The following is a 26308-nucleotide window of genomic DNA, read 5'->3' on the forward strand; positions in this document are numbered from 1 at the left end:
AAAGGGCGAAGTGTACCGCTATTCGCCCTGCTATAAAATGGCTGGATTACCGCATGACGATAAGGTGGTCTGAACCGGCCGGCAGGCCATCGGGTTTGATATTCTCCAGGCGCAGCACGTTGCCCATGATTTCGCTGAAGACCGGCGCGGAAACCGCCCCGCCATAGTAGGCCCCGTTTTGTGGATCGTTAATCACCACCACCAGGGCGAAACGCGGGTCGCTGGCAGGCGCAACGCCTGCGGTATAGGCGACGTATTTATCGACATATTTGCCGCTATCATCAATTTTCTTCGCCGTCCCGGTCTTAACCGCCACGCGATAATCGCGAACGGCGGCCTTAACGCCCCCGCCGCCGGGCAGCGCGACGCTTTCCATCATGTGCTCCACTTCATGCGCGATCTCCTCCGGCATGACGCGGTGGCCGATAACCGGGGGATCGATGCGGGTGATGGAGAGTGGACGCTCAAGCCCGAAGCCGCCAATCGTCGCGTAGACGTGGGCAAGCTGGAGCGGTGTGACCATCAGGCCGTAGCCAAAGGCAAAAGTCGCACGGTCTAGCTGACTCCAGTATTTACGCTGTGGCAACAGCCCGGCGCTTTCGCCCGTTAAGCCAAGCCCCGTGTTGGTGCCAAATCCAAAGTTTCGATAGGTATCAATAAGATGCTGGACAGGCATCGCCAGCGAGAGCCGGGATACGCCGGTGTCGCTCGATTTTTGCAGGATCCCGGTCATAGTCAGCTCAGGATAATAACCCACGTCGCGGATACGATGCCCGTCAAGGGTATACGGGTGGGTATCAATGACGCTATCCGGATGGACCAGCCCCTGCTGCAGAGCCGTCATCAACACCAGCGGCTTAACGGTCGAACCGGGCTCGAACGTATCGCTGATTGCCCGGTTGCGAAAATCGTTTATCGTCGCGCCTTCCCGGTTATTGGGATTGAAATCCGGATAGCTCGCCATGGCGAGTATTTCCCCGGTGGGGATATTAATGAGCACCGATGCCCCTGACTCGGCCTTATTCCAGGCGACGGCATTGTCCAGCGCGTCTTCGGTAATGGTTTGCAGCCGCTCGTCAATACTCAACTGGATGTTATGTGCCGGCGTGGGCGCCACTTCCGTCAGGTTTTCAACCACGCGCCCGTAGCGATCCTCCCGGACCTGTCGGACACCCGCTTTACCGGTCAGCTGAGTATTGAAGCTTTTCTCCACCCCTTCAATGCCCTGCCCGTCAATATTGGTGAAGCCAATCAGGTTCGCCGCCACGTGGCCTGCCGGGTAAAAGCGGCGGGATTCATCGCGCAAATTAATGCCGGGTAAATTGAGCTTATCAATCCACTTCGCCTGAGCAGGATCGACCTGACGCGCCAGGTAGATGAAGCGGCCCTGGGGGTTGGCGTTAATCCGTGATGAAAGGGTGCTCAACGAAAGATGCAGCGCGCTCGCCAGCGCCTGCCAGCGTTCATCAAACCCAACGCCCCCTTTTGCCAGCACCGTTTTTGGATCGGCCCATACGGCCCGGACGGGCACGCTGACCGCCAGCGGTCGGCCTTCACGATCCATAATCATCCCACGCGGCGCATCAATCGCCAGCTGACGGAGGGATCGCATATCTTCTTGCTTCACCAGATTGTCAGGTTTGATGATTTGTAGCCAGGCAACGCGGCCAAGTAAAAAGGCCAGACTGCAGAAAATAGCGAAACAGAGCAGCGCGAAACGCGCCGGCGTGAAATTGCCAGCGGTTAATATCAATTTTTTCTTCACCTGAACCCCAGGGCTGTTAAACAACGCTCTGATTTAACGAGAAAAGATGCGCTTAGGGAGGCGAAACTGTGATACTAACCTCGCAGCTTTGCAACAAGGTGCTAACAAGACCGTAGATAGTAATATTTTGAAAGATAGGGAATAAAAAAGCCCCGCATGATGCGAGGCTTTATGTCTGAGAGTGAAGCGCTATGCGCCCCAGTCAGCAGCGGTTCGATCAGATAGCAGTTACGTTAACTGCAGCTGGGCCTTTCTGGCCGTCCTGAATTTCGAACTCAACGTTCTGGCCTTCGGCCAGAGTTTTGAAGCCGTTACCCTGGATTGCAGAGAAGTGTACGAACACGTCTTTGCTGCCATCAGCAGGAGTAATGAAACCAAAACCTTTAGACTCGTTGAACCACTTAACTTGACCTTTAATCTTTGCCATTTTGCAAAATTCCTTAGAGTGTTTTCTTAGCCCGCAGGCATTAACTGAGATAAAACTGAGACATTACTGCATGAGGCACTAATATAAGGTTCGGCAGAGAAGCGGTATTCAACGACAACGTGTTTACTCAGGACTTCTTTACTGAAAATGCCACACATAAACAGAACTGTACCTCGTTTGACCCAAAACGTGTTATCACACACTATGTTTAATATGGCAAGCCATTTTTAAACATGTCTCGATCCGCCGCACAAATTCGAACACTGTCTGTAAGGAATTGCACAATTATGCGCTTCTCAAACAGACGGCTATACTCCCTTACACAGACTCAACGCTGCTTGCACAACCGCTGTAATCTAAGACTTTTTTAACATAGCTCAATCATTACAATGCGTCCAGCAGTCGGGAAAAGAAATCTTTGGCGTTGATTGAGTTAGAACAAATTGTGAAAACTTATGCTTAAATCATTGTAACGTGACCGTATTGTTTCAGCCAAAAACGATGTTAATAATCAGCACCCTTCTGTATTAAAATCCATCAGGTAATTAGCAGTGTTATGCACCAAAATAATGAAATTTTTATGACTCTGCATCAAAACAAGGCAAGCAAAACGTTTCGATAAAATTAAAATTTTCCTGACGACGAATACATACACAATATACGCAACAATTTATCGCTTCGTTTATAAGGGTAAATACTCGCCAACTTTCAGTATCCTGAAAGTATTATTAACTGGTGCTACATTATCCAGCGCATCAGTTAATTCTTTTATGGGGTCATCCAGCGCTTCATCCGCCAGCTCAAACACGCCCCAGTGAACAGGGAACGCCAGCGGGCAACCTAACTGTTGCCACAGCGCAACGGCAGACTGGGGATCCATATGGTGTACGGCCATAAACCATCGCGGAGCATAGGCGCCAACGGGCAATGCTGCAGCATCAATTTTCCCCAAACGTTCCGGTATCAACAGCAGCTCAGGCGAATAGCCGGTATCGCCACTAAACCAGAACCGGTGATGCCGCCCTTCAAAGACCCAGCCGCACCACAATGAGCGATTGCGGTTCCAGAGCGTGCGCATACTCCAGTGCTGCGCCGGTACGGCGGATAATGTTATCCCCTGCCAGGTAAAACTCTGCCACCAGTCGAGCTCAACCACCTGTTTTGCGCCCCGGCGGCGAAACCAGCCGCCCAGGCCTAAAGGAACAAACACGCTAACGTCCGGAAAGCGTTTGAGAATGTGGCGAACAGTGAGTTCATCAAGATGATCGTAATGGTTATGCGAGATAACGACCGCGTCAAGCTGGTGCAGTTGATCGACAGAGAGTGCCGGAGGCGTTCTACGCTGCGGCCCTAAGAAAGGAAGTGGAGAAGCGCGCCTTGAAAAAACGGGATCGGTAAGAAGGATATTGCCGTCCAGCTGCAGCAGTATGCTCGCATGTCCGAGCCACCACGCCCCATCCTGCTGCGGCTGCTGAAGATCGGCCGGTTGCCACCACCGCCGGATAAAGTCATCGTAGCCGAGCGCGGGCGGCTTCGGTAAGCCAGCTGCTTTGCGTTCTTTGCGCCAGCGTTCAATGTCGCCAGGCTGGTGTCCTGCAGAAGTGGTATTACGAAAACCGTTTGGGGTGTGATGTTTCAGGGAGGGGTCATACCAGGGATTTTTCCAGACCACTGCCACCTCCCGGAATAATACGATTAACGCTCAGCCACCAGGCGGATAAAATCGTCTTGATCGTTGTTCTCGTCAGCGACCGCTTCTTTTTGTGCTTCTTTCTCTTCCGGCTCGTTAGCCTCGCACAGACGACGCAACAGTGCATTCTGCCGTTTTTGCTGCTCAAGCAGCGCTTCCAGCAGTTCGATCTGCTCATTGGTACGTGAACTGGCACGGTTTACGAAAAACCAAATGACCAGCCCCACCAGCAGAACAACCAAAGAGATCGTCAGGGATGCCATATTTAGCAGCCCTGAATTCAGTAACTCACCCATTTCACCACCTCAATAAAAACGTCTATTTTACCACTGGCGCGAAGGAAGGAAATCACCTGAAGAAAAAATGCGTGCTACCACGGAATAAACTTATTGATTGCGCAAACGCCGCTAAAAAACTGTACATCCTGATCGCACATCACGTTGATAGTCTGCGTCCACAACACCACGCACGCTATCAGCACGATAATCAGAATCACCCAGCGTATTTTTTTCACTCCACACTCCGTTTACAGACCTGATATGACCAGGTTATCACGGTTATCTTAAACAAGGACTAACTGTAGCGCCATCAGGCTCTTTTCAGAATCCTGCACTTGTTTCATTACGTAAACCGGTTAGGCTAGCATCATGATAACAATGATAAAGAGGTAATAATGCGCTTAATTATTCGTACAATTGTTGCACTGGCGATACTCTGGATTGGCCTTCTTTTAACGGGTTATGGCGTGCTGGTGGGAAGCACCGAAAACGCCGCAGGGTTAGGCATTCAATGTAAGTATTTAACAGCACAGGGAGTCAGCACGGCGCAGTATCTCCATTCTGATAGCGGGATCATTGGGTTAACCAACTGCCCGGTACTGCGTAAGACCTCCGTCGTGATTGATAATGGCTGAGCCACAGCGTTAACGACGAATAAAAAACGCCGCAAAAATGCGGCGTTTTTTTATGCTAACCGGGGTTAGAACGGATAGTCGTGGTAACCCATCTGTTCTGAAATCTTACGCGCGGCGGTATGCAGAATAGCCACGTACTCGTGCAGGCGCTCTTCCGAGAAGCGAAGCGTTGGGAAAGAGATGCTCAACCCCGCGATAACGACGCCAAAACGGTCAAACACCGGAACGCCAATACAGCGCAGCCCTTCTTCCTGTTCTTCGTTATCTTCGCCGTACCCTTGCTCACGCACCTTATCGAGCACCTTTAATAATTCATCGGTGTTAGTAATGGTGCGTTCAGTGCTGCGTTTGTACTCCACGCCATCGAGAATCTGTTTAACTTCTTCACGATCGCGCCACGCCAGCAGAACCTTACCAATTGCCGTGCTGTAAAGCGGGTTGCGACGACCAATGCGCGAATACATACGCAGGTTATACATGGAGTCAATTTTATGGATGTAAACAATACTGTCTTCATCCAGCGCGCCCAGGTGGATAGTCTCTTTGGTCAGGCGGGAGATCTCGCGCATCTGAATATCCGCGCTACGGATCAGATCCACGTTTTGCAATGCCCGGGCACCCAGTTCAAACAGTTTCAGCGTCAGAGAATATTTTTCAGATTCGCCTTCCTGTGCAACGTAACCCAGTGATTTCATGGTTTGCAAAAAGCGGTAAACGGTGCTTTTCGACATCATCACGCGCTGTGACAACTCTGTGATACCAATTTCACGCTCTTCCCCGAGCGCCTGTAAGATGCCAAACACCTTCAGCACGGAAGAAACTGAATCTGGCTGTTTATCCAAATCCGCAATTGCCATTTACCACCTCATAGAGAGTGTTTTATAAAAATCAGAACCGGTTTTTATTATAAATTCCCGTCATGTTACCTGCAATCAATCCGCGTTTACTTCGTTACAAATCTGCGACATAAAACGGTGTTAACGATGCTAAAATAGTTACCCTGAGAATAATTTCACTCTGAGCTTTTTATCCCCGATGGAAAAGAACCTTTCCGATGGCCTGCCTTTGCCCCAGCGGTATGGCGCTATCGCTACGATTATTATTGGTATCTCAATGGCCGTTCTTGACGGCGCGATTGCGAACGTTGCCCTTCCCACCATTGCCACCGATCTGCATGCTTCCCCGGCCAGTTCGATATGGATTGTTAACGCCTATCAGATTGCGATTGTGGTTTCCCTGCTCTCTTTCTCTTTTCTGGGCGATATGTTCGGCCACCGTCGGGTATATCAGTGCGGGCTGGTGGTATTTACCTTTACATCACTGCTGTGCGCCCTTTCGGACTCTCTGCATACGTTGACGCTGGCACGCATCGCGCAAGGTTTTGGCGGCGCGGCGCTGATGAGCGTCAATACGGCGCTAATCCGCCTAATCTATCCGTACCGCCATCTGGGCAGCGGCATGGGGATAAATTCGTTTATTGTCGCGGTCTCTTCTGCCGCCGGGCCAACGATTGCAGCGGCCATTCTTTCTGTCGCCTCGTGGCAGTGGCTGTTCGCCATAAACGTGCCGCTGGGTATCGTGGCCATCTTCTTTGCCCTGCGATTTCTCCCCGCTAACGGCCCGAAAAGCACCATGCCGCGCTTTGACGTGGCAAGCGCGGTGATGAATGCGCTCACCTTTGGTCTGCTGATTACCGCCCTGAGCGGTTTTGCGCAGGGTCAATCCCTGATGCTAACCGCCGTGGAGCTTGTTGCCCTGCTGGTGACGGGCTTCTTCTTTGTTCGCCGCCAGCTTTCCCTGCCGGTGCCCTTACTGCCGGTCGATCTGCTGCGTATTCCCCTCTTTTCGCTTTCCATCTGCACCTCAATTTGCTCATTCTGCGCCCAGATGCTGGCCCTGGTTTCTTTGCCCTTCTTCCTGCAAAGCGTGATAGGACGTTCCGAAGTGGAGACCGGGCTGCTGTTAACCCCCTGGCCGCTGGCGACGATGGTGATGGCACCGCTGGCAGGTTATTTAATAGAACGTGTACATGCCGGTTTGTTGGGCGCGGTGGGGCTGGCCGTGATGGCAACAGGTCTTTTCGCGCTGGCGCTGCTGCCATCATCGCCAGGGGATCTGGACATCATCTGGCGCATGATCCTGTGCGGAGCCGGGTTTGGCCTGTTTCAGTCCCCCAACAACCACACCATTATTACCTCTGCGCCGCGCCACCGCAGCGGAGGGGCCAGCGGCATGCTGGGGACCGCGCGTCTGCTGGGGCAAAGCACCGGTGCGGCGCTGGTTGCCCTGATGTTTAACCTTGCCGGGCAAAACGGCAACCACGTTGCGCTTCTCACCGCAGGTGCGCTTGCCACCCTTGCAGCCATCGTCAGCGGGTTGCGCGTGACCCAACCCGGCGTTCAGGCATAAAAAAAGCCGGGCGGAGTCTTCTCCTGCCCGGCTTATTTAAGCGCTTAGCGTTACTTCAGGTATTCTCCACTGCGCAGCGCTTCAATACGTTTATCCAGCGGCGGGTGAGACATAAACAGCTCGCTCAGCGACTTTGATTTGCCGTTGATGCAGAAGGCCATCATGCTGTTCGCTTCCTGCGGCTCGTAGCTGGTTTTCAGACGCTGCAGAGCAGCTATCATCTTTTCACGCCCTACCAGCTTCGCTGAACCGGCATCCGCATGGAACTCACGGTGACGGGAGAACCACATGGTGATAATGCTGGCCAGAATACCGAACACCAGTTCCAGCACCATGGAGACGGCGAAGTAGATCAGCGGATTACCGTTACTCTCTTCACCTTCATCACGGTTGCCGCCCATAAAGCCCGCCGCTATCTGCGCCAGGATACGGGAGATAAAGATAACGAAGGTGTTCACCACGCCCTGAATCAGGGTCATGGTCACCATGTCACCGTTGGCGATATGGCTGATTTCGTGCGCGATGACCGCTTCTGCTTCGTCACGGCTCATGTTCTGCAACAGGCCGGTGCTCACGGCAACCAGCGAGGCATCACGACGGGCCCCCGTAGCAAAGGCGTTAATATCCGGGGCATGGTAAATAGCAACCTGCGGCATGGCGATGCCTGCCTGCTTAGACTGCTGTGCCACCGTATTCATCAGCCACTGTTCCATGTCGTTACGCGGCTGTTCAATCACCTCACCGCCGACGGATTTCAGCGCCATCCACTTTGACATCAGCAGGGAAATGAAAGAGCCACCAAAACCAAACAGCAGCGCCATAATCAACAGACCCTGAACGCTGCTCGACTGAATTCCCGTCAGGCTTAGCACGAGCCCGAAAACCACCATCACCGCGAGGTTGGTGAGCAGGAAGAGCGCGATTCGCATCATAATTTTCTTTTTACCTCAGTTTAACAAAACGCACTATGCGATTACCCACATCGTATGGGTATTGCGGCTATTTTCAAGCATCCGGTGGGCGTAAGTCACCAGAAAGACACAACTTTACACAATTGGAAATCAGCCTGACGGAAGGATGCAGAACAAAAAGAAACAGGCACAATTTCTTGTGCCTGTTGGGAGATTATTTTGCCGGAGCGGGCTGTACGGCAGGCTTCTCTTTTTCCAGATTCGCCAGGTCGAGCGCGATATGCACCGTCTCGTCCAGGTACGGATCCGGCTCCTGGTAATCTTTTGGCAGATCGTCCAGTTTCTTGAGCAGAGGCTTACCTTCTCGCTTGAAGCGATCGTTGATACGCGCCAGACGCGTTGCGTCGTCCTCGTTGTTCTCTTTTTCACGCTGAGCGTAGTTCAGAGAAACAATATTCCGCTTATCTTTCAGGGCATTGAAACGCGCAATGTCCTTCATGATGTACTGGAATTCCGGATCTTTCGCGATGCGTTCATTATGCGCTTTCAGCAGCTCAGGGCCAAACTGCGTCATATCACCCGCCTTCACGAATGTCGCAGCATTGATGCTGTCCCACGGCAACGCGTTATCTTCAAACTTCTCGCCGGTTTCGGTCTCTTCCGTGCCGGTCGGCATCATGATATCCGGCGTTACGCCTTTACGCTGCGTACTGCCGCCGTTAACGCGGTAGAACTTCTGAATGGTGTACTGAACGGAGCCCAGCGCAGGCCATTCCGGACGCAGCATCTGATCGTAAATACGGTTCAGCGAGCGATACTGCTGAACAGTACCTTTGCCGAAGGTGGGCTCACCCACGATTAGCGCGCGGCCATAGTCCTGCATTGCAGCGGCAAAGATTTCAGATGCGGACGCGCTGAAGCGGTCAACCAGGACCACCAGCGGGCCTTTGTAATAGACCACACCGTCGTTATCAGCATCTTCACGAACTTTACCGTTGTTATCACGCACCTGTACAACAGGGCCAGACGGGATAAACAAGCCTGAGAGCGACACCGCTTCGGTCAGCGCACCGCCACCGTTCGTGCGCAGGTCGATAATGACGCTGCTCACGTTCTGCTTCTCAAGTTTCTGCAGCTGAACTTTTACATCGTCCGTCAGCCCCACGTAGAAGCCAGGGATATCCAGGACACCCACCTTCTCTTTACCCACGGTTTTCACCGACATTTTCACCGCGCGGTCTTCCAGACGGATACGCTCGCGGGTCAGGGTCACGATACGGGTTTTGGTGCCTTTACCGGCAGGCAGAATTTCCAGACGAACTTTGCTGCCTTTCGGACCTTTGATCAGCGCAACCACATCGTCCAGACGCCAGCCAATGACATCAACCATGCTCTGACCGGTTTGTCCTACCCCCACAATGCGATCGCCTACGCTTATCGCTTTGCTTTTGGATGCCGGGCCGCCCGCGACCATGGAGTTGATCACCGTGTAGTCATCATCCATTTGCAGTACCGCGCCAATACCTTCCAGAGACAGGCTCATCTCAGTATTGAACTGTTCGGTATTGCGTGGAGAGAGATAGTTGGTGTGCGGATCGATTTCGTGCGCAAAGGCGGTCATCGCCAGTGAGAAAACATCTTCACTGTTGGTCTGCGCCAGACGGCGAATGGCAAATTTGTAACGACGCGTCAGCGTGTCGCGGATCTCTTTTTCATCTTTGCCGGTCAGCTTGAGGCTCAGCTCGTCGTATTTGACCTTTCCATCCCACAGCGCGTTCAGCTCGGCTTCGTCTTTCGGCCAGGGCGCTTTGCTGCGATCGAGATTGAAGGTGTCGTTGCCGGTGAAGTCCATTGGACGTTCAAGCACTTTCAGAGCGTACTGATAGCGTTCAAAGCGGCGCTTTTGCGACAGGTTGTAGAGATCGTAGAACAGATCCAGCTTGCCTGACCGCAGCTCATCACCCACCTCGGATTTGCGCTTAGCGAACTGCTCGACATCGCTGGCGAGCAAAACGTTATGGCTGTAATCCAGCAAGTTCAGATAGCGGTCAAAGATTTTGGCCGAAAAGGCCTGATCGAGATCGAACTGACGATAGTGCGAGCGGGTAAAGCGAGAGGTTACACGTTCGCTTACCGTCGCGTGCTGCGTCTCTTCCTTGAGTACCGGAATTTGATCAACACGCGTGATATCGTCCACTGCGAAAGCGTGACCTGTTATGGCAAACAGGCCCGCCAGCGCGGTGAGCTTAAAAAAAGTGTTCATGCCAGGCTTGGCCTCCGTTTCAGAACAACAAGTGTTCTGCGCGTACAATCATTGACATACCAGAAGTCAGCTGTACACGAACGCCATCTTTGGTGATTTCCAGTACGGTGGCGTCCATTGCGTTGTTGCCCGCTTTTACTTTCAGAGCCTGACCCACGCTCAGGGCGTTAATGTCAGAAACCGGAGTATGGCGCTGCTCTTCACGAGGCGCACGAGGGGCTTTCGCTGCTGGTTTGTCTGCACGCGGTTTGCGATCGTTATTGTCGTGACGACGCGGCGCAGGACGTGGTTTACGCTCACGACGAGGCGCTTCTTCCTGGCCGTTTGCCGCTGCGGCTTCGCGTTTTTTCGCCTGCTGTTCTGCACGTTGTGCCTGAACGCGTGCTTTGGCTTCTTCCAGCTGCTTGCGCGCGTGTTCTACGTGCTGCTCGTCCAGCTCGCCACAAGGGTTGCCGTCGAGATCCACGCGGGTCGCGCCCGGTTTGATACCGTACAGGTAACGCCAGCTCGAAGTATAAAGACGTAAGGCAGAACGCAGCTGAGTTTTGCTGAGGTTCATTTCCCCTTCAACACGCGCTACCAGATCCTGAAAAATACCGACTTTCAGGGGACGTGCTTCACCTTCCGCGCTGAAGCACTGCGGGAAACGCTCGGCCAGAAATGCGATAACTTCTTTACTGCTATTCAACTTAGGTTGATTTTCCATGAAATTTCCTGATTACAACGGACGTTGCCAACAAGCGCAGGCATGAACAGGCGTCATTATAATGACGCTATCAGTAAATGCTACGTTATCCGTTGATTATCCTGCGACGCTCGCAAAGAATTTTTGATAATCGGTTGCAGCGAGGACGTTTTCCAGATTCGCCACCAGCTCGCGCAGCCCCTGTTCATCCTCGGTTGTAAAGCGACTGAAGACCGTACTGTCGATATCCAGAACGCCAATAATCTGATTTTTTACCACCAGCGGCAGAACGATCTCTGAATTGCTGGCAGCATCACAGGCGATATGCCCGTCAAACGCATGAACATCTTCCACGCGCTGAACCTGATTCTCGGCCACCGCGGTACCGCATACGCCGCGCCCTACCGGAATACGCACGCAGGCCAGTTTGCCCTGAAACGGACCCAGCACCAGCGTTTCACCTTCCAGGAGATAAAAGCCAGCCCAGTTCACATCGGATAGCCGTTCGAACAGCAATGCGCTAGTATTTGCCAGAGTGGCTAAGAAGCTGGTTTCACCTGCCATCAATGCCTTAAAATCGCGGTTCAGATCCGCGTAGAATTCTGTTTTGTTCATTATTCAATCACTTAGTTGTCTTACAAAATTACCGCATAGCCTATTAAAATAAGCAATAAATGCGCTCATGCTCAAGATGAATCCGTTCATGAGTTAATATAACGTTCAACAATACTTATTTGCGCGCAGCTGATGGCCTTAAAAACAACCAAAATTACGCCGACAAAAAAGATAACTGTCCATACGGTAAGCGACGCTTTGCCTCGTGCACATTATCAGCGTTGCCCCCAGTGCGATACGCTTTTTATGTTGCCGAAGATGAAATCGCACCAAAGCGCCTTTTGTCCCCGCTGCGACGCTAAAATTCGTGACGGCCGCGACTGGTCGTTAACCCGCCTTGCCGCTATGGCCGTTACCATGCTGCTGCTGATGCCTTTCGCCTGGACCGAACCGCTTCTGAAGCTTTACCTGCTTGGTGTGCGCATTGACGCTAACGTGCTGCAGGGTATCTGGCAGATGACGAGCCAGGGCGATCCTCTCACCGCCGCCATGGTACTGTTCTGCGTTGTCGGCGCGCCGCTGGTGCTGGTTGCAGCCATTGCCTACCTGTGGTTTGGTAACATCCTGGGAATGAACCTGCGTCCGGTATTGCTGATGCTGGAAAAGCTTAAAGAGTGGGTCATGCTGGATATCTATCTGGTGGGCGTGGGCGTGGCATCAATCAAGGTGCAGGACTATGCCTTTCTGCAGCCGGGCGTCGGGCTTTTTGCCTTTATCTGCCTGGTATTGCTCAGCATCCTGACACTGATCCACCTGAACGTTGAGCAGCTTTGGGAGCGTTTTTACCCGCAGCGCCCTGCCACCCGCCCGGATGAAAACCTCCGCGTCTGTCTGGGATGCCATTACACCGGGTTGCCCGACAAGCGTGGACGCTGCCCGCGCTGCCACATACCGTTGAGGTTACGACGCAACAACAGCCTGCAAAAATGCTGGGCGGCGCTGATTGCCTCCCTGGTGTTTCTGTTCCCGGCCAATATGCTGCCGATATCCATTATTTACGTGAACGGTGGCCGTCAGGAAGATACTATCCTCTCCGGTATTATCTCCCTTGCACACAGTAACGTTGGGGTGGCGGCCATCGTCTTTATTGCCAGTATCCTGGTTCCCTTTACCAAAGTGGTGGTGATGTTTACCCTGCTCGTCAGCATTCACTTTAAGTGTGAACAAGGTTTACGTACCCGTATTCTGCTTCTGCGATTCGTCACCTGGATTGGCCGCTGGTCAATGCTGGATCTGTTTGTGATTTCGCTGATGATGTCGCTGATCAATCGCGACCAGCTTCTTGCTTTTACTATGGGACCCGCGGCTTTTTATTTCGGCTCTGCGGTGATATTGACTATTCTTGCTGTGGAATGGCTGGATAGCCGCTTACTTTGGGATGCACATGAGTCAGGAAACCCCCGCTTCGCCGACTGAAGCGAGAATTAAAACTAAACGCCGCATTTCGCCATTCTGGTTGCTGCCCGTCATCGCCCTGATGATTGCAGGCTGGCTTATCTGGACGAGCTATGAAGATCGCGGCAGTACCGTCACCATTGATTTTCAGACCGCCGACGGCATCGTCGCCGGACGAACCCCCGTTCGTTTTCAGGGGGTCGAAGTCGGTACGGTTCAGGACATCTCCCTTGGAAAAGGGCTTAACAAGATTCAGGTGCGGGTCAGTATTAAATCTGACATGCAGGATGCTCTTCGCAGCGAAACGCAGTTCTGGCTGGTGACGCCGAAAGCTTCTCTGGCCGGCGTGTCCGGGCTGGATGCGCTGGTTGGCGGCAACTACATCGGCATGATGCCGGGCAAGGGTGAACCGCAGGATCACTTTGTCGCGCTGGATACGCAGCCGAAATACCGCCTCAATAACGGCGATCTGATGATCCATCTTCAGGCACCGGATTTGGGCTCGCTGAACAGCGGCTCGCTGGTCTACTTCCGCAAGATTCCGGTTGGCCGTGTGTATGATTACAGCATCAACCCGAATAAACAGGGCGTCACCATTGATGTGCTGATCGAGCGTCGCTTCACCAATCTGGTGAAAAAAGGCAGCCGCTTCTGGAACGTGTCCGGCGTCGATGCCGACCTCAGCCTGAGCGGTGCAAAAGTGAAGCTTGAGAGTCTGGCCGCCCTGGTGAACGGCGCCATTGCCTTTGACTCCCCGGAAAACTCAAGCCCAGCCACCGCGGATGACACCTTCGGATTGTACGCCGACCTGGCGCACAGCCAGCGTGGCGTGATCGTTAAGCTCGTTCTGCCTGATGCCAAAGGGCTGAAAGCGGGGTCAACGCCGCTGATGTACCAGGGACTGCAGGTCGGCCAGCTCACCAAAATGACGCTCAATCCGGGCGGCTCGGTCACAGGCGAAATGACGGTCGATCCGAGCGTGGTCGATCTCCTGCGCGAGAAAACGCGCATCGAGATGCGCAGCCCTAAACTCTCTCTGAACGATGCCAGCCTCAGCACGCTGCTGACCGGAAATACCTTTGAACTGATCCCCGGTGAAGGTCAGCCCAGCAATAGCTTCGTCATTGCCCCGGCGGATAAAGCGCTGCTGCAAAAGCCGGGCGTCGTGACGGTTACGCTCAATGCGCCTGAAAGTTACGGCATTGAGGCCGGTCAGCCGCTGATTCTGCACGGCGTACAGGTGGGTCAGGTGCTGGAGCGAACGCTCTCCGAAAATGGCGTGAGCTTCTCGGTAGCTATCGATCCGCAATACAGCAACCTCGTCCATGGCGACAGTAAGTTCGTGGTGAACAGCCGCGTCGACGTGAAGGTGGGTCTGGACGGCGTGGAGTTCCTCGGCGCCAGCGCCAGCGAATGGGTTAACGGCGGCATTCGCATTTTGCCGGGCAATAAAGGCCCCGTTCGCGACAGCTACCCGCTGTACGCCAACCTGGACAAAGCGATTGAAAACAGCCTGAGCGATATGCCAACCACGACCCTGACCTTAAGCGCCGAGACGCTGCCTGACGTTCAGGCGGGCTCCGTGGTGCTCTACCGCAAGTTTGAGGTTGGGGAGGTGATCGCCGTTCGCCCGCGTGCGGACGCGTTTGATATCGAACTGCATATCAAGCCCGAGTACCGCAAGCTGCTGACCCCAAACAGCGTCTTCTGGGCCGAGGGCGGCGCGAAGGTGCAGCTTAACGGCAACGGCCTGACCGTGCAGGCCTCCCCGCTCTCACGCGCGCTGCGCGGGGCGATCAGCTTTGATAACCTCAGCGGCGCGGGCGCGAACCTGCGTAAAGGCGATAAGCGAATTCTCTTCCCGTCCGAAACCGCCGCGCGTGCCGTGGGTGGGCAGATTACCCTGCATGCGTTCGATGCCGGCAAGCTGGCGGAAGGCATGCCAATTCGCTACCTGGGCATTGATATCGGGCAGATCCAGAAGCTGACGCTCATCACCTCGCGCAACGAGGTGCAGGCCACCGCCGTGCTTTATCCGGAATATGTGCAGACCTTCGCCCGCTCGGGTTCCCGCTTCTCGGTGGTAACCCCGCAGATTTCGGCCGCGGGCGTTGAGCATCTCGACACCATTCTGCAGCCTTACATCAACGTCGAGCCCGGCCAGGGCAAAGCCCGTCGTGATTTCGAGCTGCAGGAAGCTACCATTACCGACTCGCGCTACCTTGGCGGCCTGAGCATTGTAGTGGAAGTGCCGGAGGCGGGCTCGCTTGGCATCGGTACGCCGGTGCTGTTCCGCGGCATTGAGGTGGGTACGGTTACGGGTCTCACGCTCGGCACGCTCTCCGACCGCGTGATGGTGGCGCTACGCATCAGCGAGCGTTACCAGCATCTGGTACGTAATAACTCGGTGTTCTGGCTGGCATCCGGCTATTCGCTGGACTTCGGCCTGACGGGTGGCGTGGTGAAAACCGGTACCTTCAACCAGTTCATCCGCGGCGGTATTGCCTTTGCCACCCCGCCGGGAACGCCGCTGGCGCCGAAAGCGCAGCCGGGTAAACACTTCCTGCTGCTGGAAAGCGAACCGAAAGAGTGGCGCGAATGGGGAACGGCCCTGCCGCGTTAATCTGACAGGCTCCGGTGTCAACGCACCGGAGCCTTTATGTTACACTGCGCACCTGAACTTTTCCCTGTGGTGTGCTCGTGGCTCAAAACTCCGTATTTCTTCCCGATCAATTCCTGGCGCAGATGCGCGAGGCGCTTCCCTCTCATCTGTCGCTGGACGATTTTATCGCCGCCTGTCAGCGTCCGTTACGCCGCAGCATTCGCGTCAACACCCTGAAAATCAGCGTCGAGGATTTTCTGACGCTGGTTTCTCCGTACGGCTGGCAGCTTACACCGATTCCGTGGTGTGAAGAGGGATTCTGGATCGACCGCGATGACGAAGACACGGTGCCGCTGGGAAGTACCGCAGAACATCTGAGCGGTCTGTTTTATATTCAGGAAGCGAGCTCGATGCTACCGGTTGCCGCCCTGTTCGCCGACGGCAACGCGCCTGAACGCGTGATGGATGTCGCCGCCGCGCCCGGTTCGAAAACCACGCAGATTGCCGCGCGCATGGGCAATCGCGGAGCAATCCTCGCCAACGAATTTTCCGCCAGCCGCGTGAAGGTGTTGCATGCCAATATCAGCCGCTGCGGCATTCACAATGTCGCTCTTACGCACTTCGACGGTCGCGTCTTTGGCGCCGCCCTGCCGGAAATGTTTGATGCCATCCTGCTGGATGCCCCCTGCTCCGGTGAAGGGGTAGTGCGTAAAGATCCCGATGCGTTAAAGAACTGGTCCGTGGAGAGCAATCTTGAGATCGCCGCCACGCAGCGCGAGCTGATCGACAGCGCGTTCCACGCCCTGCGCCCCGGCGGCACGCTGGTGTATTCAACATGCACCTTAAACCGCGATGAAAACGAAGACGTCTGCCTGTGGCTGAAAGCGCAATATCCGGATGCGGTCGAGCTCCTGCCGCTTAACGATCTGTTTTCCTCGGCACAGGAGGCGGTCACGCCGGAAGGTTTCCTCCACGTGTTCCCGCAGATTTACGACTGCGAAGGGTTCTTTGTGGCGCGTCTGCGTAAAACGCAGGCGGTTGCTCCCCTGCCCGCCCCCAAATTCAAGGTCGGCAACTTCCCGTTTGCCCCCCTCAAAGGGCGCGATGCAGCACAGCTTGTCGCCGCCGCCGAAAAGGTTGGCCTGGTCTGGGATGAGAGCCTGCAACTCTGGGTGCGTGATAAAGAGGTATGGTTGTTCCCGGCAGAGATCGCACCGCTCATCGGAAAGGTCCGTTTTTCCCGAATCGGGATCCGCCTGGCGGAAGTGCATAATAAAGGCTATCGCTGGCAGCATGAGGCGGTCATCGCGCTTGCCGGTCATGAGAATACGTTCGCCCTGACGCAACAGGAAGCCGAAGAGTGGTACCGTGGCCGCGATGTTTATCCTGACAGCTCGCCTTCCGCAGATGAAGTGGTGGTGACCTATCAGGGATTCCCGCTGGGGCTGGCTAAAAAGGTCGGTTCAAGGCTTAAAAACAGCTATCCGCGCGAACTGGTCCGGGATGGCCGACTGTTTACCGGTAACGATCGCACCGCCTGAAAAAAGCGCATTTTTTTACTGGCGATTTTGCTCTCCTTGTCTACGATCAAAAATGGATGCCCATACTGGTCATACCAGATTTTGACAACCGACCCGGAGAGCACTATGACGAAAACCAGCGTGCGTATTGGCGCTTTTGAGATCGACGACGCAGAACTGCGCGGCGAAGCACAAGGCGATCGAACGTTAAGTATTCCCTGCAAATCCGACCCGGATTTGTGCATGCAGCTCGATGCATGGGATGCGGACACCAGCGTCCCGGCGATACTTGATGGCGAACATTCTGTTCTTTACCGCGAGCATTACGATAGTAAAACCGATGCCTGGGTCATGCGCCTTGCCTGACCTAAAGAGAACCCGCCCGAAGGCGGGTTATTTATTACTGCAGTTGCGCCAGCGTGAAGTACCCGTCAAAAACCGCACCGGTATCAATATAGTGCAGGTTTGAAAAATCATAGCGTCTATCGACGGGCGTATGGCCGAACCAGAAATGATCCGCCCCGCTAATTCCCTGCCCTTTGCCCACCATAAACCCCATCAGGCGGTCGCGATCCCATAACACGCGCTGGGCGCTTACCGGTTTTTCCCAGCGGTATTCCTCCGCCGGGTAATCAGCATGAGCAATAACGTTCAACCCGTTTGCGCAGGTAATTTCGATAATATGCGGTAACGCACGACATGCGTTAAGTAACGAGCGCGCCCGCTGCTGCTCTTCATGCTCAAGCCGCGAAAACCACATTCCGCCATTCATTGTCCAGAGCGCAAAATCATTATTATCCAGGCTATCTATTGCCATTTGCTCATGGTTGCCCCGCACTGCTCGAAACCATTTCTCATTGATGAGCTGCAATGATTTCACGCTGTCCGGACCACGATCGATCAGATCGCCAACGGAAATAAGTAAATCCTCATAAGGATTGAAATGACGGCGTTTCAGTTCCTCCATGAGCCTCTGGTAACAGCCGTGTATGTCGCTGACAACCCATACGTGACGCCACTCTCCACCTTCTATTCGCTGATACATAAGGCCTCCCTTTAACAGTATAGCCGCCGTCAAAAGCGCAAGAAGATCAGCGCAGCCCGTACAAAGTAAAACAAACGGTAAACCAAAGAGAAATAAAGATCCGCGCGCTCTTAATCCCTTTTTACTGGCTCCTTAGAATAAGGGGAGATAAAAACGAGAGGTCTTCACGTGTCTAATACACAGCTACATAACGATGTTTTCTATCCGCATCGCACGAATATTATTTCCGAGCTGGTGAACGGCAAACGCGTCCCGGGGCCAATCTGGCGGAAACGCGACTACCGAATGAAGTTCCTTTTACGCTCCCTGCTCTTTTGGTCTTCCACCCATCGCATGCTGGAAGCCCTCTCTGGCCGTGACGATTTCGACAAATTGCTGACATCGCAAATTACGTTGCCCAGCAAGACCCATCGGCAGTACCTGATGCGCGGTCTGACGGCAAACGATCGCGCCGACGCTATCGTTAACCATTACTACTGGATCGATCGCCTGAAGGAGAGCCGTCTTGCCCAGGCTATGACCGGCGCGCAGGAACAACCTATTGCGCAGTTCCATGTCAAAGACGGCGTGACCTACACGGTTAATGCGTCCTCAGCCGGCAAAGCCGAGCGTGAAGGTGAGAGCACGCTCTGGCTGCGCGACAACGAGAATACGCTTCTGGCTAGCCTGACCTTTAGCGTCGCCCGCAGTAATGGCCAGCCCGTTATGGTCATTGGCGGACTTCAGGGACCCCGTCGATGCGTGTCACGAGATGCCATTAAACTGGCAACTCGCGCCTGCCATGGCCTGTTTCCCAAGCGCGTGCTGATGGAGGTACTTTTCCAGCTGGCAGCGCAGTCATCTGTTCGGGCCATTTTTGCCGTCAGCGATGAGGGACACGTTTTCCGCGCGCTGCGCTATCGCCTCAGCAAAGGCCGTCATTTCCACGCCAGCTATGACGAATTCTGGGATTCTTTGGGTGGAAAAAAACTTTCCGCCTTCTGCTGGCAGCTGCCGCTGCAGATGGAGCGCAAATCCCTCGCCGAGATAGCCAGTAAAAAACGCGCTGAATACCGTCGTCGCTTTGAACTGCTTGATGAAATTGAGGCGTCCATCAAAGCACATTTTTAATCGTAAAACGGGGTTGTACGCCCTTTAAAAAGGATTGATAACGCAGAGCAGGCTTGCACAGGGCGAGGTTGCTCAGTTAGCATTGCGCGAAATATAAATGGCGTGATGCGTTGGAAAAAGCGCAGGGTAGACGCAAAAATTTAAGGACTTCGATGATGATTTACGACTGCTTCTTGTATTACGATGAAGATATGCTTCTTGATATCAGGCTGAATACGCTAGCAGGCGTTGTTGATCGCTTCGTTATTGTTGAGTCAACGCATACCTTTACCGGCAAAAAGCGGCAGCTTCACTTTGACATAAATAAATACGGTCCTTTTAAAGATAAAATTATTTATGTTGTGCATGATGAAACACCTCTCATGAAAGCCTCTGACGGCGGCGATCGGCATCAGGACGGTCTGGTGGTGGATGCATGGGCGAATGAAGCCGCGCAGAGAAATGCCATCATGCAGGGCCTCAAAAGTGCTAAAGATGATGATTTGATTTTAATTTCCGATGTGGACGAGATTTTTTCACCACAGGTTATCGGCTCTATCAACGCGAATAAACTCTGCACAACGCTTTATCAGAATTTTTATAATTATCAGTTTAATCTGCAGGTTTTTAATACAGATAACACCCCAAGAAAATGTAAACTGCCGAGAGCGACAAAATATAAAAACCTCGTTCATTTTTTTGGCGGCGAGCCTGAGTCGTTCAGAAATCTTAAACGCACCAGAAGCGTCAAAAACTGGTCCTGGCTTAAATGGAACTGGTTCAAACTTAACAATCGCATCATTGAAAATAGTGGCTGGCATTTCTCATGGGTTATGACCCCTGAACGCATATCAGAAAAAATGTCCACCATCTCCCACACGGAATACGATCTGCCTGAGTTCAACAACCCGGAACATATCATGAAGGTGATAAAAAACGCCGAAGATATCTGGGGACGAGACAGGAAGTTAATCAGGCAAGAGTTGTCGGCAGACAATTTCCCCGAGTATATCGTTAACAACAAAGATAAATTCAGGGAATTCATTATTTAACTATCAGGCCGGGCCTTTAATTCACCGACGAAGATTCCACAGCGATCGCCAGGCCACAATTTTTTAACAAAGATGCAAAAAAACCCTGGACGTACGCGGTCCTGAGTATGTTATGGTTTAGTCAGGATAGGGTACTGTCCAGCCATTCTCGGGGTTTTCGGTCCATAACCGAAGAAACCTTTGAGAAACAAATAGATAAAAAGAGACCGAATACGATTCCTGTATTCGGTCCAGGGAAATGGCTCTTGGGAGAGAGCCGTGCGCTAAAAGTTGGCATTAATGCAGGCTAAGTCGCCTTGCCTTTTAAGAATAGATGACGACGCCAGGTTTTCCAGTCCACAGCAAAAGTGGCCTGAAAAAAAGCGTCAGAGCATCATTAAAAGTGAAAAACCGCAGTGCTTTGGCGAGCATCTGCGGTTTTTTATTGGAAACCTGAACGTCAGCAGAGCTTGTCAGCGCGCTCGATAAACGGTGCCAGGCTCATCTTCTGCCCCGGGTTGGCCGGGTCATCAATCTGAATCACGCTGACTGGCTGACCGCTGCTCTTGCCGCTGGCGACCTGCTGCTCAGCGGTATCGTTGAGCGGGTACTGGACCAGCGTGCTCGGGTTGATCGCATACAGCGCATGGCCCGGACGGCAGGTCAGCATCACCTCTTCGCGATTAAAGGCCCATTTGTCTTTGCCCACTTCAAAGCGGCTTACGGTGATTACCTGCGGTGCCGCCAGAGCGCTTCCCGCGCAGGCCAGCAATAAGAGAGAAAGTACTGTCTTTTTCATTTAATAGTTAACCTTGTCAGAAGGGTTCCCAGGTAGCAAACAGACTGACCGTTGCCAGAACCAGCGCGCCCAGCACCACCTCTGCCTGTGTCATCCTGATAAACATCTGTTGTGCGCGCCCGGAATCCGGACGGAACCGTGGCACCAGAAAATACCGATTTGCCAGCGCAATTGCCACCATCAACGCCACGAGAGCACATTTGAACAACAAAAACTGCACGTAGCCAGCCTGCCAGGGAATATGGATGCCCAGAATCAACAGCGCATTCACTACGCCGGTAAGCAGCACGCCTGCGACGGCATAATGCCCCACGCGCGAGAAACGCATCATGGTATAGATGGCCGCGTTCTGCCAGCGTCCTTTCGCCAGACGCATGCAAAACAGCAGCGGCAGCAATCCACCTACCCAGGTTGCGGCACACAGCAGGTGAACAGCATGATTGAGTCGCTGTATCGCCCCCATCGGGCCGTCGCTCATCGCCGCGTGCCCTACCCCTGCCAGCAGGATAAGCTGGCCCATGGCGAGCAGCAGCAGGCGCGAGCCTTTCAGCGGCGCGAGCCACGCGACGACAACGGTGATGGCAGCGAGGATAATTTGCCACAACCAGACGCCACCAAACCGCGCTCCCAGCACGCTGTACCAGATTTGCGGGTTAAACACATCGCCCCAGCCGTTGCCCATTAAGCCGCCCTGAAGCATAAACATCAGGATCGCAGCGGCCAGGCTGACGATGGACGCCACTCTCTGCTGGAGCTGGAAACGCCGGGCCATCAGGCGGTGCAGCCCGGAAGGCGCAAACCAGACGCTGTAAAGCGCGTTGCCAAAAACGAGTATTAGCGCCGCAAAATGGATAAAGCGCAATCCTACGTATAACAGTCCCAGCATGCTATTTCACGCTGAAGCGATAGCTGCCTTTGGTTTTATGGCCGTCGACGGAAACCACGTGCCAGTCCACCCGGTAAGCCCCCGGCGCCAGCGTCTGTTCCAGCGGAACGGTCAGCTGTGCTTTGTTCTTTTCGTCTCGCGTGGCGGTACCGGTTTTGATCACCTGCTTTTGCGCATCCGTCACCACGACGCCGCTAAATCCGGGCTCGATACCTTCGGAGAAATTCAGCGTCAGCACCTGCGGTGACGCCACCTGGCTGTCCGCTGCCGGGCTCTGCTGCTCAAGATGCGCATGCGCCAGCACGGAGGGTGAGATTACCGTTGAGGCCAAAAAAACCAGTGCGCATACCGCGCGGGAAGCGGATAAACCCATCACAATCATTCCTTTTTGTTATGTCTGTATGGTAAAGAATAACGCTGTATAATAAACGAGTCGAGGATCATCCCGCTCTGCTTGTCATCGTCGCGCAATCGCGGTAACGTTGCCGCCGCAAAATAAGGAGAAGGTAATGAAGATCAATCTGGCCGCCCTTCCTCAGGACGAGATGGATAAAGTGAATGTCGATCTCGCTGCCGCTGGCGTCGCCTTTAAAGAGCGTTACAACATGCCCATCGTGGCTGAAGTGGTGGAGCGAGAACAGCCCGCCCATCTGCGTGACTGGTTTCGCGAAAGGTTAATTACCCACCGTCTCGCCTCGGTCAACCTCTCCCGCTTGCCGTACGAGCCGAAAGTTAAATAAGCTTAACGACTCGTTACACTTCCTTACGCGGAATCTGGCAGGATAAGATAACCCTGATTAAATTAGGTGTACTCTTTAATCCCTGCGACTCTGTGTATAAGGAAGTCACGATGTCACATTGGAATATTGCGGCAGCCCAGTATGGCGGGCAGCATCACAGCGTAGATGACCATATTGCGCACCATCTCAACTTTATTGCCGAAGCAGCACAGCTTCAGTGCGATTTGCTGGTTTTCCCGGAACTCTCATTAACCGGCCCGGGCGCGACGGCATTACCGCTCCCGCCCGAAGACGATCGACTACAGCCGTTGCTTGACGCCGCGCATTTTTACCGCATTACCCTCATTGCAGGGCTTCCCGTTGAACGAAACGGTCAGCGCCAGAAAGGCCTTGCGCTGTTTACCCCCTCTCGCGATCGTATTCTGCGTTACCCTCAGGGGAGCGGCGCCAGCCTGGTGCCGGGTGATAAACAGCTCGCGATTATAGATGGGCAAAGCGATTCCCCGAATCTTGATCCGCAGGCAACACTCTTCACCAGCTGCCAGTCGGTGAGGGATTACCGCTGGCGACAGTCCATCAATACCCTGCAGCGTTTTGCGCACAGGTATGCCATCGCGGTGTTAATGGCAAATGCCGGCGCGGGCAGCGCGTTATGGGATGAAAAAGGCCAGCTGATCGTTCGGGCAGATAAGGGTGAGCTCCTGTTGACCGGCACGCGCAGCGGACAGGGTTGGCAAGGCGATATCATTCCTTTAGGCTAAGCGTTTTAAGCTCAGGAGATTTTCATGCTGCGCGTCATTGATACCGAAACTTGCGATCTTCAGGGCGGAATTGTGGAAGTGGCCTCGGTCGACGTGGTTGATGGAAAAATCGTCAACCCGATGAGCCATCTGGTGCGTCCCGATCGCCCTATTAGCCCACAGGCCATGGCTATCCATCGCATTACAGAATCAATGGTGGCGGATAAACCCTGGATAGAAGACGTTATCCCGCACTACTACGGCAGCCCATGGTACGTTGCCCACAACGCCAGCTTTGACCGTCGGGTACTACCCGAAATGCCCGGGGAGTGGATTTGTACCATGAAGCTGGCGCGTCGCCTCTGGCCAGGGATCAAATACAGCAATATGGCGCTGTATAAATCCCGCAAGCTCAGCGTTAGAACCCCTGAAGGGCTGCACCATCACCGCGCCCTGTATGACTGCTATATCACCGCCGCGCTGCTCATAGATATTATGAACACATCGGGCTGGACGCCGGATGATATGGCAACGATCACCGGACGCCCTGCGCTGCTGACGACGTTCACCTTCGGCAAATACCGCGGGAGAGCGGTATCGGATATTGCGGATAAAGATCCGGGCTATCTGCGCTGGCTGTATAACAACCTCGACAAAATGAGCCCGGAACTGCGCTTAACCCTGAAACACTATCTGGGCGAAGCTTAACGCTGCACACGGCCTGGCAACGTATCCTGCGCCAGGCCTATCAAAAAGGCATACTCCAGGGCCACCCCTTCGTAGGATTTGAATCGACCCGATTTCCCCCCGTGCCCGGAGTCCATATCAGTACAGAGCAGCAGCAGGTTGTCATCGGTTTTCAGCTCCCGCAGCTTTGCTACCCATTTTGCCGGTTCCCAGTATTGCACCTGTGAATCGTGCAAACCGGTCGTCACCAGCATGTGCGGGTACGCTTTCGCTTCTACGTTGTCATACGGGCTGTACTCTTTCATATAGCGATAATAGGTTTCATCCTGCGGGTTGCCCCACTCCTCAAACTCCCCGGTCGTCAAAGGGATGGACTCATCGAGCATAGTGGTAACCACATCGACAAACGGGACCTGCGCAACAATGCCCTTAAAGCGATCGGGCCGCTGATTGATGACCGCCCCCATCAGCATTCCCCCCGCGCTGCCGCCCATGCCGAAGCATAGCTGAGGATCGCCATAGCCTTGCTCAATCAGCGCATCGCAGACGTCGAGATAGTCGTTGAAGGTGTTTTTCTTTTTCAGGAATTTCCCGTCTTCATACCAGTGCTGCCCCAGCTCGCCGCCGCCGCGAATATGGGCAATGGCGAAAACAAAGCCGCGGTCGAGCAGGCTTAATCTGCTGCTGCTGAAGTCAGCATCCATGCTGGAGCCATAGGAGCCGTAGCCGTAGACCAGGATCGGATTTTTACCCTTCTGGAAATGCGCCTTGTGATAAACGAGCGAAACCGGCACCTCCACGCCATCGCGCGCGGTGACCCAAAGGTGTTCGCTGCGGTAATTGTCGGAATCAAAGCCCTTCACTTCGGTTTGCTTAAGTACCTGGCGCTGTCCGGTATCCATATCCAGCTCAAAGAGCGTATCCGGCGTGGTCATAGACGAGTAGCCGTAGCGCAGCCGGGACGATTCAGGTTCCGGATTAAAGCCGATCCACGTGACGTAGGCCGGATCGTCGAACGCAATCCCTATCACCTCACGCGTTTTACGGTTGATCTGCCGGATACTGGTCAGCCCCCGCTGGCGCTCCTCCACCACCAGCCAGTCGGTAAACAGCGTGAACCCTTCCAGCATCACCTGATCCCGCGCGGGAATGAGCACCTCCCACTTGCGCTCGTCGCGCACCTTGGTTTTGTACAGACCAAAGTTTTTGCCTTCACGATTCGAACGCAGATAAAAGCTGTGCTGGAAGTGATCCAGGCTGTACTCGTGGTCCTTGCGGCGCGGCAGGAAACAGAGCGGCTGGGCGTCAGGCAGTTCGGCATCCAGGAGCAGCACTTCCGAGGTGGTGGCGCTGGCGAGGAAGATAATCACATAGTGGCGCGAGGAGGTTTTATGCAGGCTGACATAAAACGTTTCGTCTTTCTCTTCATAGACCAGCTCGTCATCGGCTGAGTCCGTGCCTACGGTATGGCGCCACACCTGATAAGGCAGCAGCGTGGAGGCGTGCTTTTTAACGTAGTAGACCGTCTCGGAATCGTTCGCCCAGACAAAATCCGGGGAGACGTTTTCCAGCATTTCCGGATACCAGTTGCCGGTTTCCAGATTGCGAAAACGCAGGCCGTACTGGCGCCGGGAGAGATAATCCTCCGCCAGCGCCATGATGGTGTTGTCCGGGGAGATGGACATACCGCCCAGGGTATAAAACTCGCTATGGGCGGCGCGCTGGTTCGCATCCAGCAGAATGTCCCATTCATCCCACTCGGCGCTTAATACCGACTGTCGTTGATAGATGGGATACTCGTTGCCCGGCTCATAGATATGGCGATAGCGATAGCCGTTTTTGGTCCAGGGCGCGGAGATGTCGCGCTGGGGAATTCGCTGCACCATTTCATTCAGCAGCTGGTCCTGCAGCGCCTGCTGGCTGGCCATGACCCTGCGGCCATAGTCGTTTTCCTCGTGCAGGTAGTCGAGCACCTCTGGCCGGGAACGCGAATCGTCCCGCAGCCAGTAGTAGTTGTCTATGCGCGTATCGCCATGCGTGACGATCGCATAAGGAGTACGTCGGGCTTTCGGTGGCATGTCATCATTCTTTTAAGT

General features: G+C 54.0%; 26 protein-coding genes and 1 pseudogene. 11 read left to right on the top strand and 16 right to left on the bottom strand.

Annotation, left to right across the window (positions count from 1 at the left end):
* Positions 1-46 precede the first annotated feature (46 nt).
* The 6 genes and pseudogenes from ftsI to mgrB all read right to left on the bottom strand — a co-directional run bounded on the left by ftsI (position 47) and on the right by mgrB (position 4396).
* On the bottom strand, positions 47-1765 hold the full coding sequence (ftsI, locus tag IM273_RS04535) for a peptidoglycan glycosyltransferase FtsI (protein ID WP_193051411.1): 1719 nt from the start codon (positions 1763-1765) through the stop codon (positions 47-49).
* A gap of 217 nt (positions 1766-1982) precedes the next feature.
* Positions 1983-2192, bottom strand: a complete 210-nt coding sequence (cspE, locus tag IM273_RS04540; protein ID WP_001062678.1) for a transcription antiterminator/RNA stability regulator CspE — start codon at positions 2190-2192, stop codon at positions 1983-1985.
* Positions 2193-2205: 13 nt separating this feature from the next.
* Positions 2206-2350 (bottom strand): annotated as a pseudogene (locus tag IM273_RS04545) (DUF2627 domain-containing protein).
* A 524-nt stretch (positions 2351-2874) separates the two neighbouring features.
* The gene (locus tag IM273_RS04550; RefSeq protein ID WP_193051413.1) at positions 2875-3864 is read right to left on the bottom strand and encodes an MBL fold metallo-hydrolase; all 990 of its coding nucleotides are present in this window, start codon (positions 3862-3864) and stop codon (positions 2875-2877) included.
* A 23-nt stretch (positions 3865-3887) separates the two neighbouring features.
* Positions 3888-4178: a YebO family protein gene (locus IM273_RS04555; protein WP_047364849.1), complete on the bottom strand. Its 291-nt coding sequence runs from the start codon at positions 4176-4178 to the stop codon at positions 3888-3890.
* Between the two features lie 74 nt (positions 4179-4252).
* Positions 4253-4396: a PhoP/PhoQ regulator MgrB gene (gene mgrB / locus IM273_RS04560; RefSeq protein ID WP_006175995.1), complete on the bottom strand. Its 144-nt coding sequence runs from the start codon at positions 4394-4396 to the stop codon at positions 4253-4255.
* Positions 4397-4555: 159 nt separating this feature from the next.
* Between mgrB and IM273_RS04565 the strand changes: the two genes are divergently transcribed.
* The gene (locus IM273_RS04565) at positions 4556-4795 is read left to right on the top strand and encodes a YobH family protein (protein WP_041909477.1); all 240 of its coding nucleotides are present in this window, start codon (positions 4556-4558) and stop codon (positions 4793-4795) included.
* A 65-nt stretch (positions 4796-4860) separates the two neighbouring features.
* Here IM273_RS04565 and kdgR read toward each other — a convergent pair whose 3' ends face one another.
* Positions 4861-5652, bottom strand: a complete 792-nt coding sequence (gene kdgR, locus IM273_RS04570; protein ID WP_045260302.1) for a DNA-binding transcriptional regulator KdgR — start codon at positions 5650-5652, stop codon at positions 4861-4863.
* Positions 5653-5830: 178 nt separating this feature from the next.
* Between kdgR and IM273_RS04575 the strand changes: the two genes are divergently transcribed.
* Entirely contained in the window at positions 5831-7204 is a 1374-nt protein-coding gene (locus IM273_RS04575; protein ID WP_193051415.1) for an MFS transporter, read from the top strand.
* Between the two features lie 50 nt (positions 7205-7254).
* Here the strand turns inward: IM273_RS04575 and htpX are convergent, their stop codons facing one another.
* The 4 genes from htpX to IM273_RS04595 all read right to left on the bottom strand — a co-directional run bounded on the left by htpX (position 7255) and on the right by IM273_RS04595 (position 11678).
* Entirely contained in the window at positions 7255-8136 is an 882-nt protein-coding gene (gene htpX, locus IM273_RS04580; protein WP_010432647.1) for a protease HtpX, read from the bottom strand.
* A 193-nt stretch (positions 8137-8329) separates the two neighbouring features.
* A complete protein-coding gene (gene prc / locus IM273_RS04585; RefSeq protein WP_028013542.1) occupies positions 8330-10378 on the bottom strand; it encodes a carboxy terminal-processing peptidase in 2049 nt (682 codons plus the stop codon).
* 19 nt (positions 10379-10397) lie between these two features.
* Positions 10398-11084: an RNA chaperone ProQ gene (gene proQ, locus IM273_RS04590; protein WP_028013543.1), complete on the bottom strand. Its 687-nt coding sequence runs from the start codon at positions 11082-11084 to the stop codon at positions 10398-10400.
* Between the two features lie 96 nt (positions 11085-11180).
* Positions 11181-11678 carry a GAF domain-containing protein gene (locus IM273_RS04595; RefSeq protein WP_008500476.1) on the bottom strand — a complete coding sequence of 166 codons (498 nt, stop codon included), beginning with the start codon at positions 11676-11678 and terminating at the stop codon, positions 11181-11183.
* A gap of 132 nt (positions 11679-11810) precedes the next feature.
* Between IM273_RS04595 and yebS the strand changes: the two genes are divergently transcribed.
* The 4 genes from yebS to IM273_RS04615 all read left to right on the top strand — a co-directional run bounded on the left by yebS (position 11811) and on the right by IM273_RS04615 (position 17561).
* Positions 11811-13094 (top strand): membrane integrity lipid transport subunit YebS, encoded by a 1284-nt coding sequence (gene yebS, locus IM273_RS04600; protein ID WP_041909475.1) that lies wholly within the window; start codon positions 11811-11813, stop codon positions 13092-13094.
* Positions 13063-15696, top strand: a complete 2634-nt coding sequence (locus IM273_RS04605; protein WP_028013545.1) for a PqiB family protein — start codon at positions 13063-13065, stop codon at positions 15694-15696. Before yebS ends, IM273_RS04605 begins: the two co-directional genes overlap by 32 nt.
* A gap of 71 nt (positions 15697-15767) precedes the next feature.
* Positions 15768-17216: a 16S rRNA (cytosine(1407)-C(5))-methyltransferase RsmF gene (rsmF, locus tag IM273_RS04610; RefSeq protein WP_275155433.1), complete on the top strand. Its 1449-nt coding sequence runs from the start codon at positions 15768-15770 to the stop codon at positions 17214-17216.
* Between the two features lie 105 nt (positions 17217-17321).
* Positions 17322-17561 (top strand): YebV family protein, encoded by a 240-nt coding sequence (locus tag IM273_RS04615; RefSeq protein ID WP_008500472.1) that lies wholly within the window; start codon positions 17322-17324, stop codon positions 17559-17561.
* A gap of 34 nt (positions 17562-17595) precedes the next feature.
* On the opposite strand, the gene pphA is transcribed toward IM273_RS04615, so the two are convergent.
* Entirely contained in the window at positions 17596-18240 is a 645-nt protein-coding gene (gene pphA / locus IM273_RS04620; protein WP_193051419.1) for a protein-serine/threonine phosphatase, read from the bottom strand.
* A gap of 168 nt (positions 18241-18408) precedes the next feature.
* Between pphA and IM273_RS04625 the strand changes: the two genes are divergently transcribed.
* Together IM273_RS04625 and IM273_RS04630 are read left to right on the top strand one after the other, a co-directional pair.
* The gene (locus IM273_RS04625) at positions 18409-19350 is read left to right on the top strand and encodes a VirK/YbjX family protein (protein WP_193051421.1); all 942 of its coding nucleotides are present in this window, start codon (positions 18409-18411) and stop codon (positions 19348-19350) included.
* A 155-nt stretch (positions 19351-19505) separates the two neighbouring features.
* A complete protein-coding gene (locus tag IM273_RS04630) occupies positions 19506-20381 on the top strand; it encodes a benzoate transporter (RefSeq protein WP_059358253.1) in 876 nt (291 codons plus the stop codon).
* 439 nt (positions 20382-20820) lie between these two features.
* Here IM273_RS04630 and IM273_RS04635 read toward each other — a convergent pair whose 3' ends face one another.
* The 3 genes from IM273_RS04635 to yobA are packed head-to-tail and all read right to left on the bottom strand — an operon-like array spanning position 20821 to position 22418.
* The gene (locus tag IM273_RS04635; protein ID WP_028013604.1) at positions 20821-21159 is read right to left on the bottom strand and encodes a YebY family protein; all 339 of its coding nucleotides are present in this window, start codon (positions 21157-21159) and stop codon (positions 20821-20823) included.
* 16 nt (positions 21160-21175) lie between these two features.
* A complete protein-coding gene (gene copD, locus IM273_RS04640) occupies positions 21176-22045 on the bottom strand; it encodes a copper homeostasis membrane protein CopD (RefSeq protein WP_193051423.1) in 870 nt (289 codons plus the stop codon).
* A 1-nt stretch (position 22046) separates the two neighbouring features.
* Positions 22047-22418 (bottom strand): CopC domain-containing protein YobA, encoded by a 372-nt coding sequence (yobA, locus tag IM273_RS04645; RefSeq protein WP_045260311.1) that lies wholly within the window; start codon positions 22416-22418, stop codon positions 22047-22049.
* 136 nt (positions 22419-22554) lie between these two features.
* Between yobA and IM273_RS04650 the strand changes: the two genes are divergently transcribed.
* From IM273_RS04650 to exoX, 3 genes are all read left to right on the top strand, one after another.
* A complete protein-coding gene (locus tag IM273_RS04650) occupies positions 22555-22785 on the top strand; it encodes a DNA polymerase III subunit theta (RefSeq protein ID WP_182271802.1) in 231 nt (76 codons plus the stop codon).
* Positions 22786-22895: 110 nt separating this feature from the next.
* A complete protein-coding gene (locus IM273_RS04655) occupies positions 22896-23546 on the top strand; it encodes a carbon-nitrogen hydrolase family protein (protein ID WP_193051425.1) in 651 nt (216 codons plus the stop codon).
* Positions 23547-23570: 24 nt separating this feature from the next.
* Positions 23571-24233 (top strand): exodeoxyribonuclease X, encoded by a 663-nt coding sequence (exoX, locus tag IM273_RS04660; RefSeq protein WP_025756911.1) that lies wholly within the window; start codon positions 23571-23573, stop codon positions 24231-24233.
* On the opposite strand, the gene ptrB is transcribed toward exoX, so the two are convergent.
* Entirely contained in the window at positions 24230-26290 is a 2061-nt protein-coding gene (gene ptrB, locus IM273_RS04665) for an oligopeptidase B (RefSeq protein ID WP_045260313.1), read from the bottom strand. The two genes, exoX and ptrB, sit on opposite strands and share 4 nt — an antisense overlap.
* Positions 26291-26308 lie beyond the last annotated feature (18 nt).

Origin of the sequence: Enterobacter cloacae complex sp. P13B (genome assembly GCF_014895915.1) — a bacterium.
Classification (GTDB): Bacteria; Pseudomonadota; Gammaproteobacteria; order Enterobacterales; family Enterobacteriaceae; genus Enterobacter; species Enterobacter bugandensis.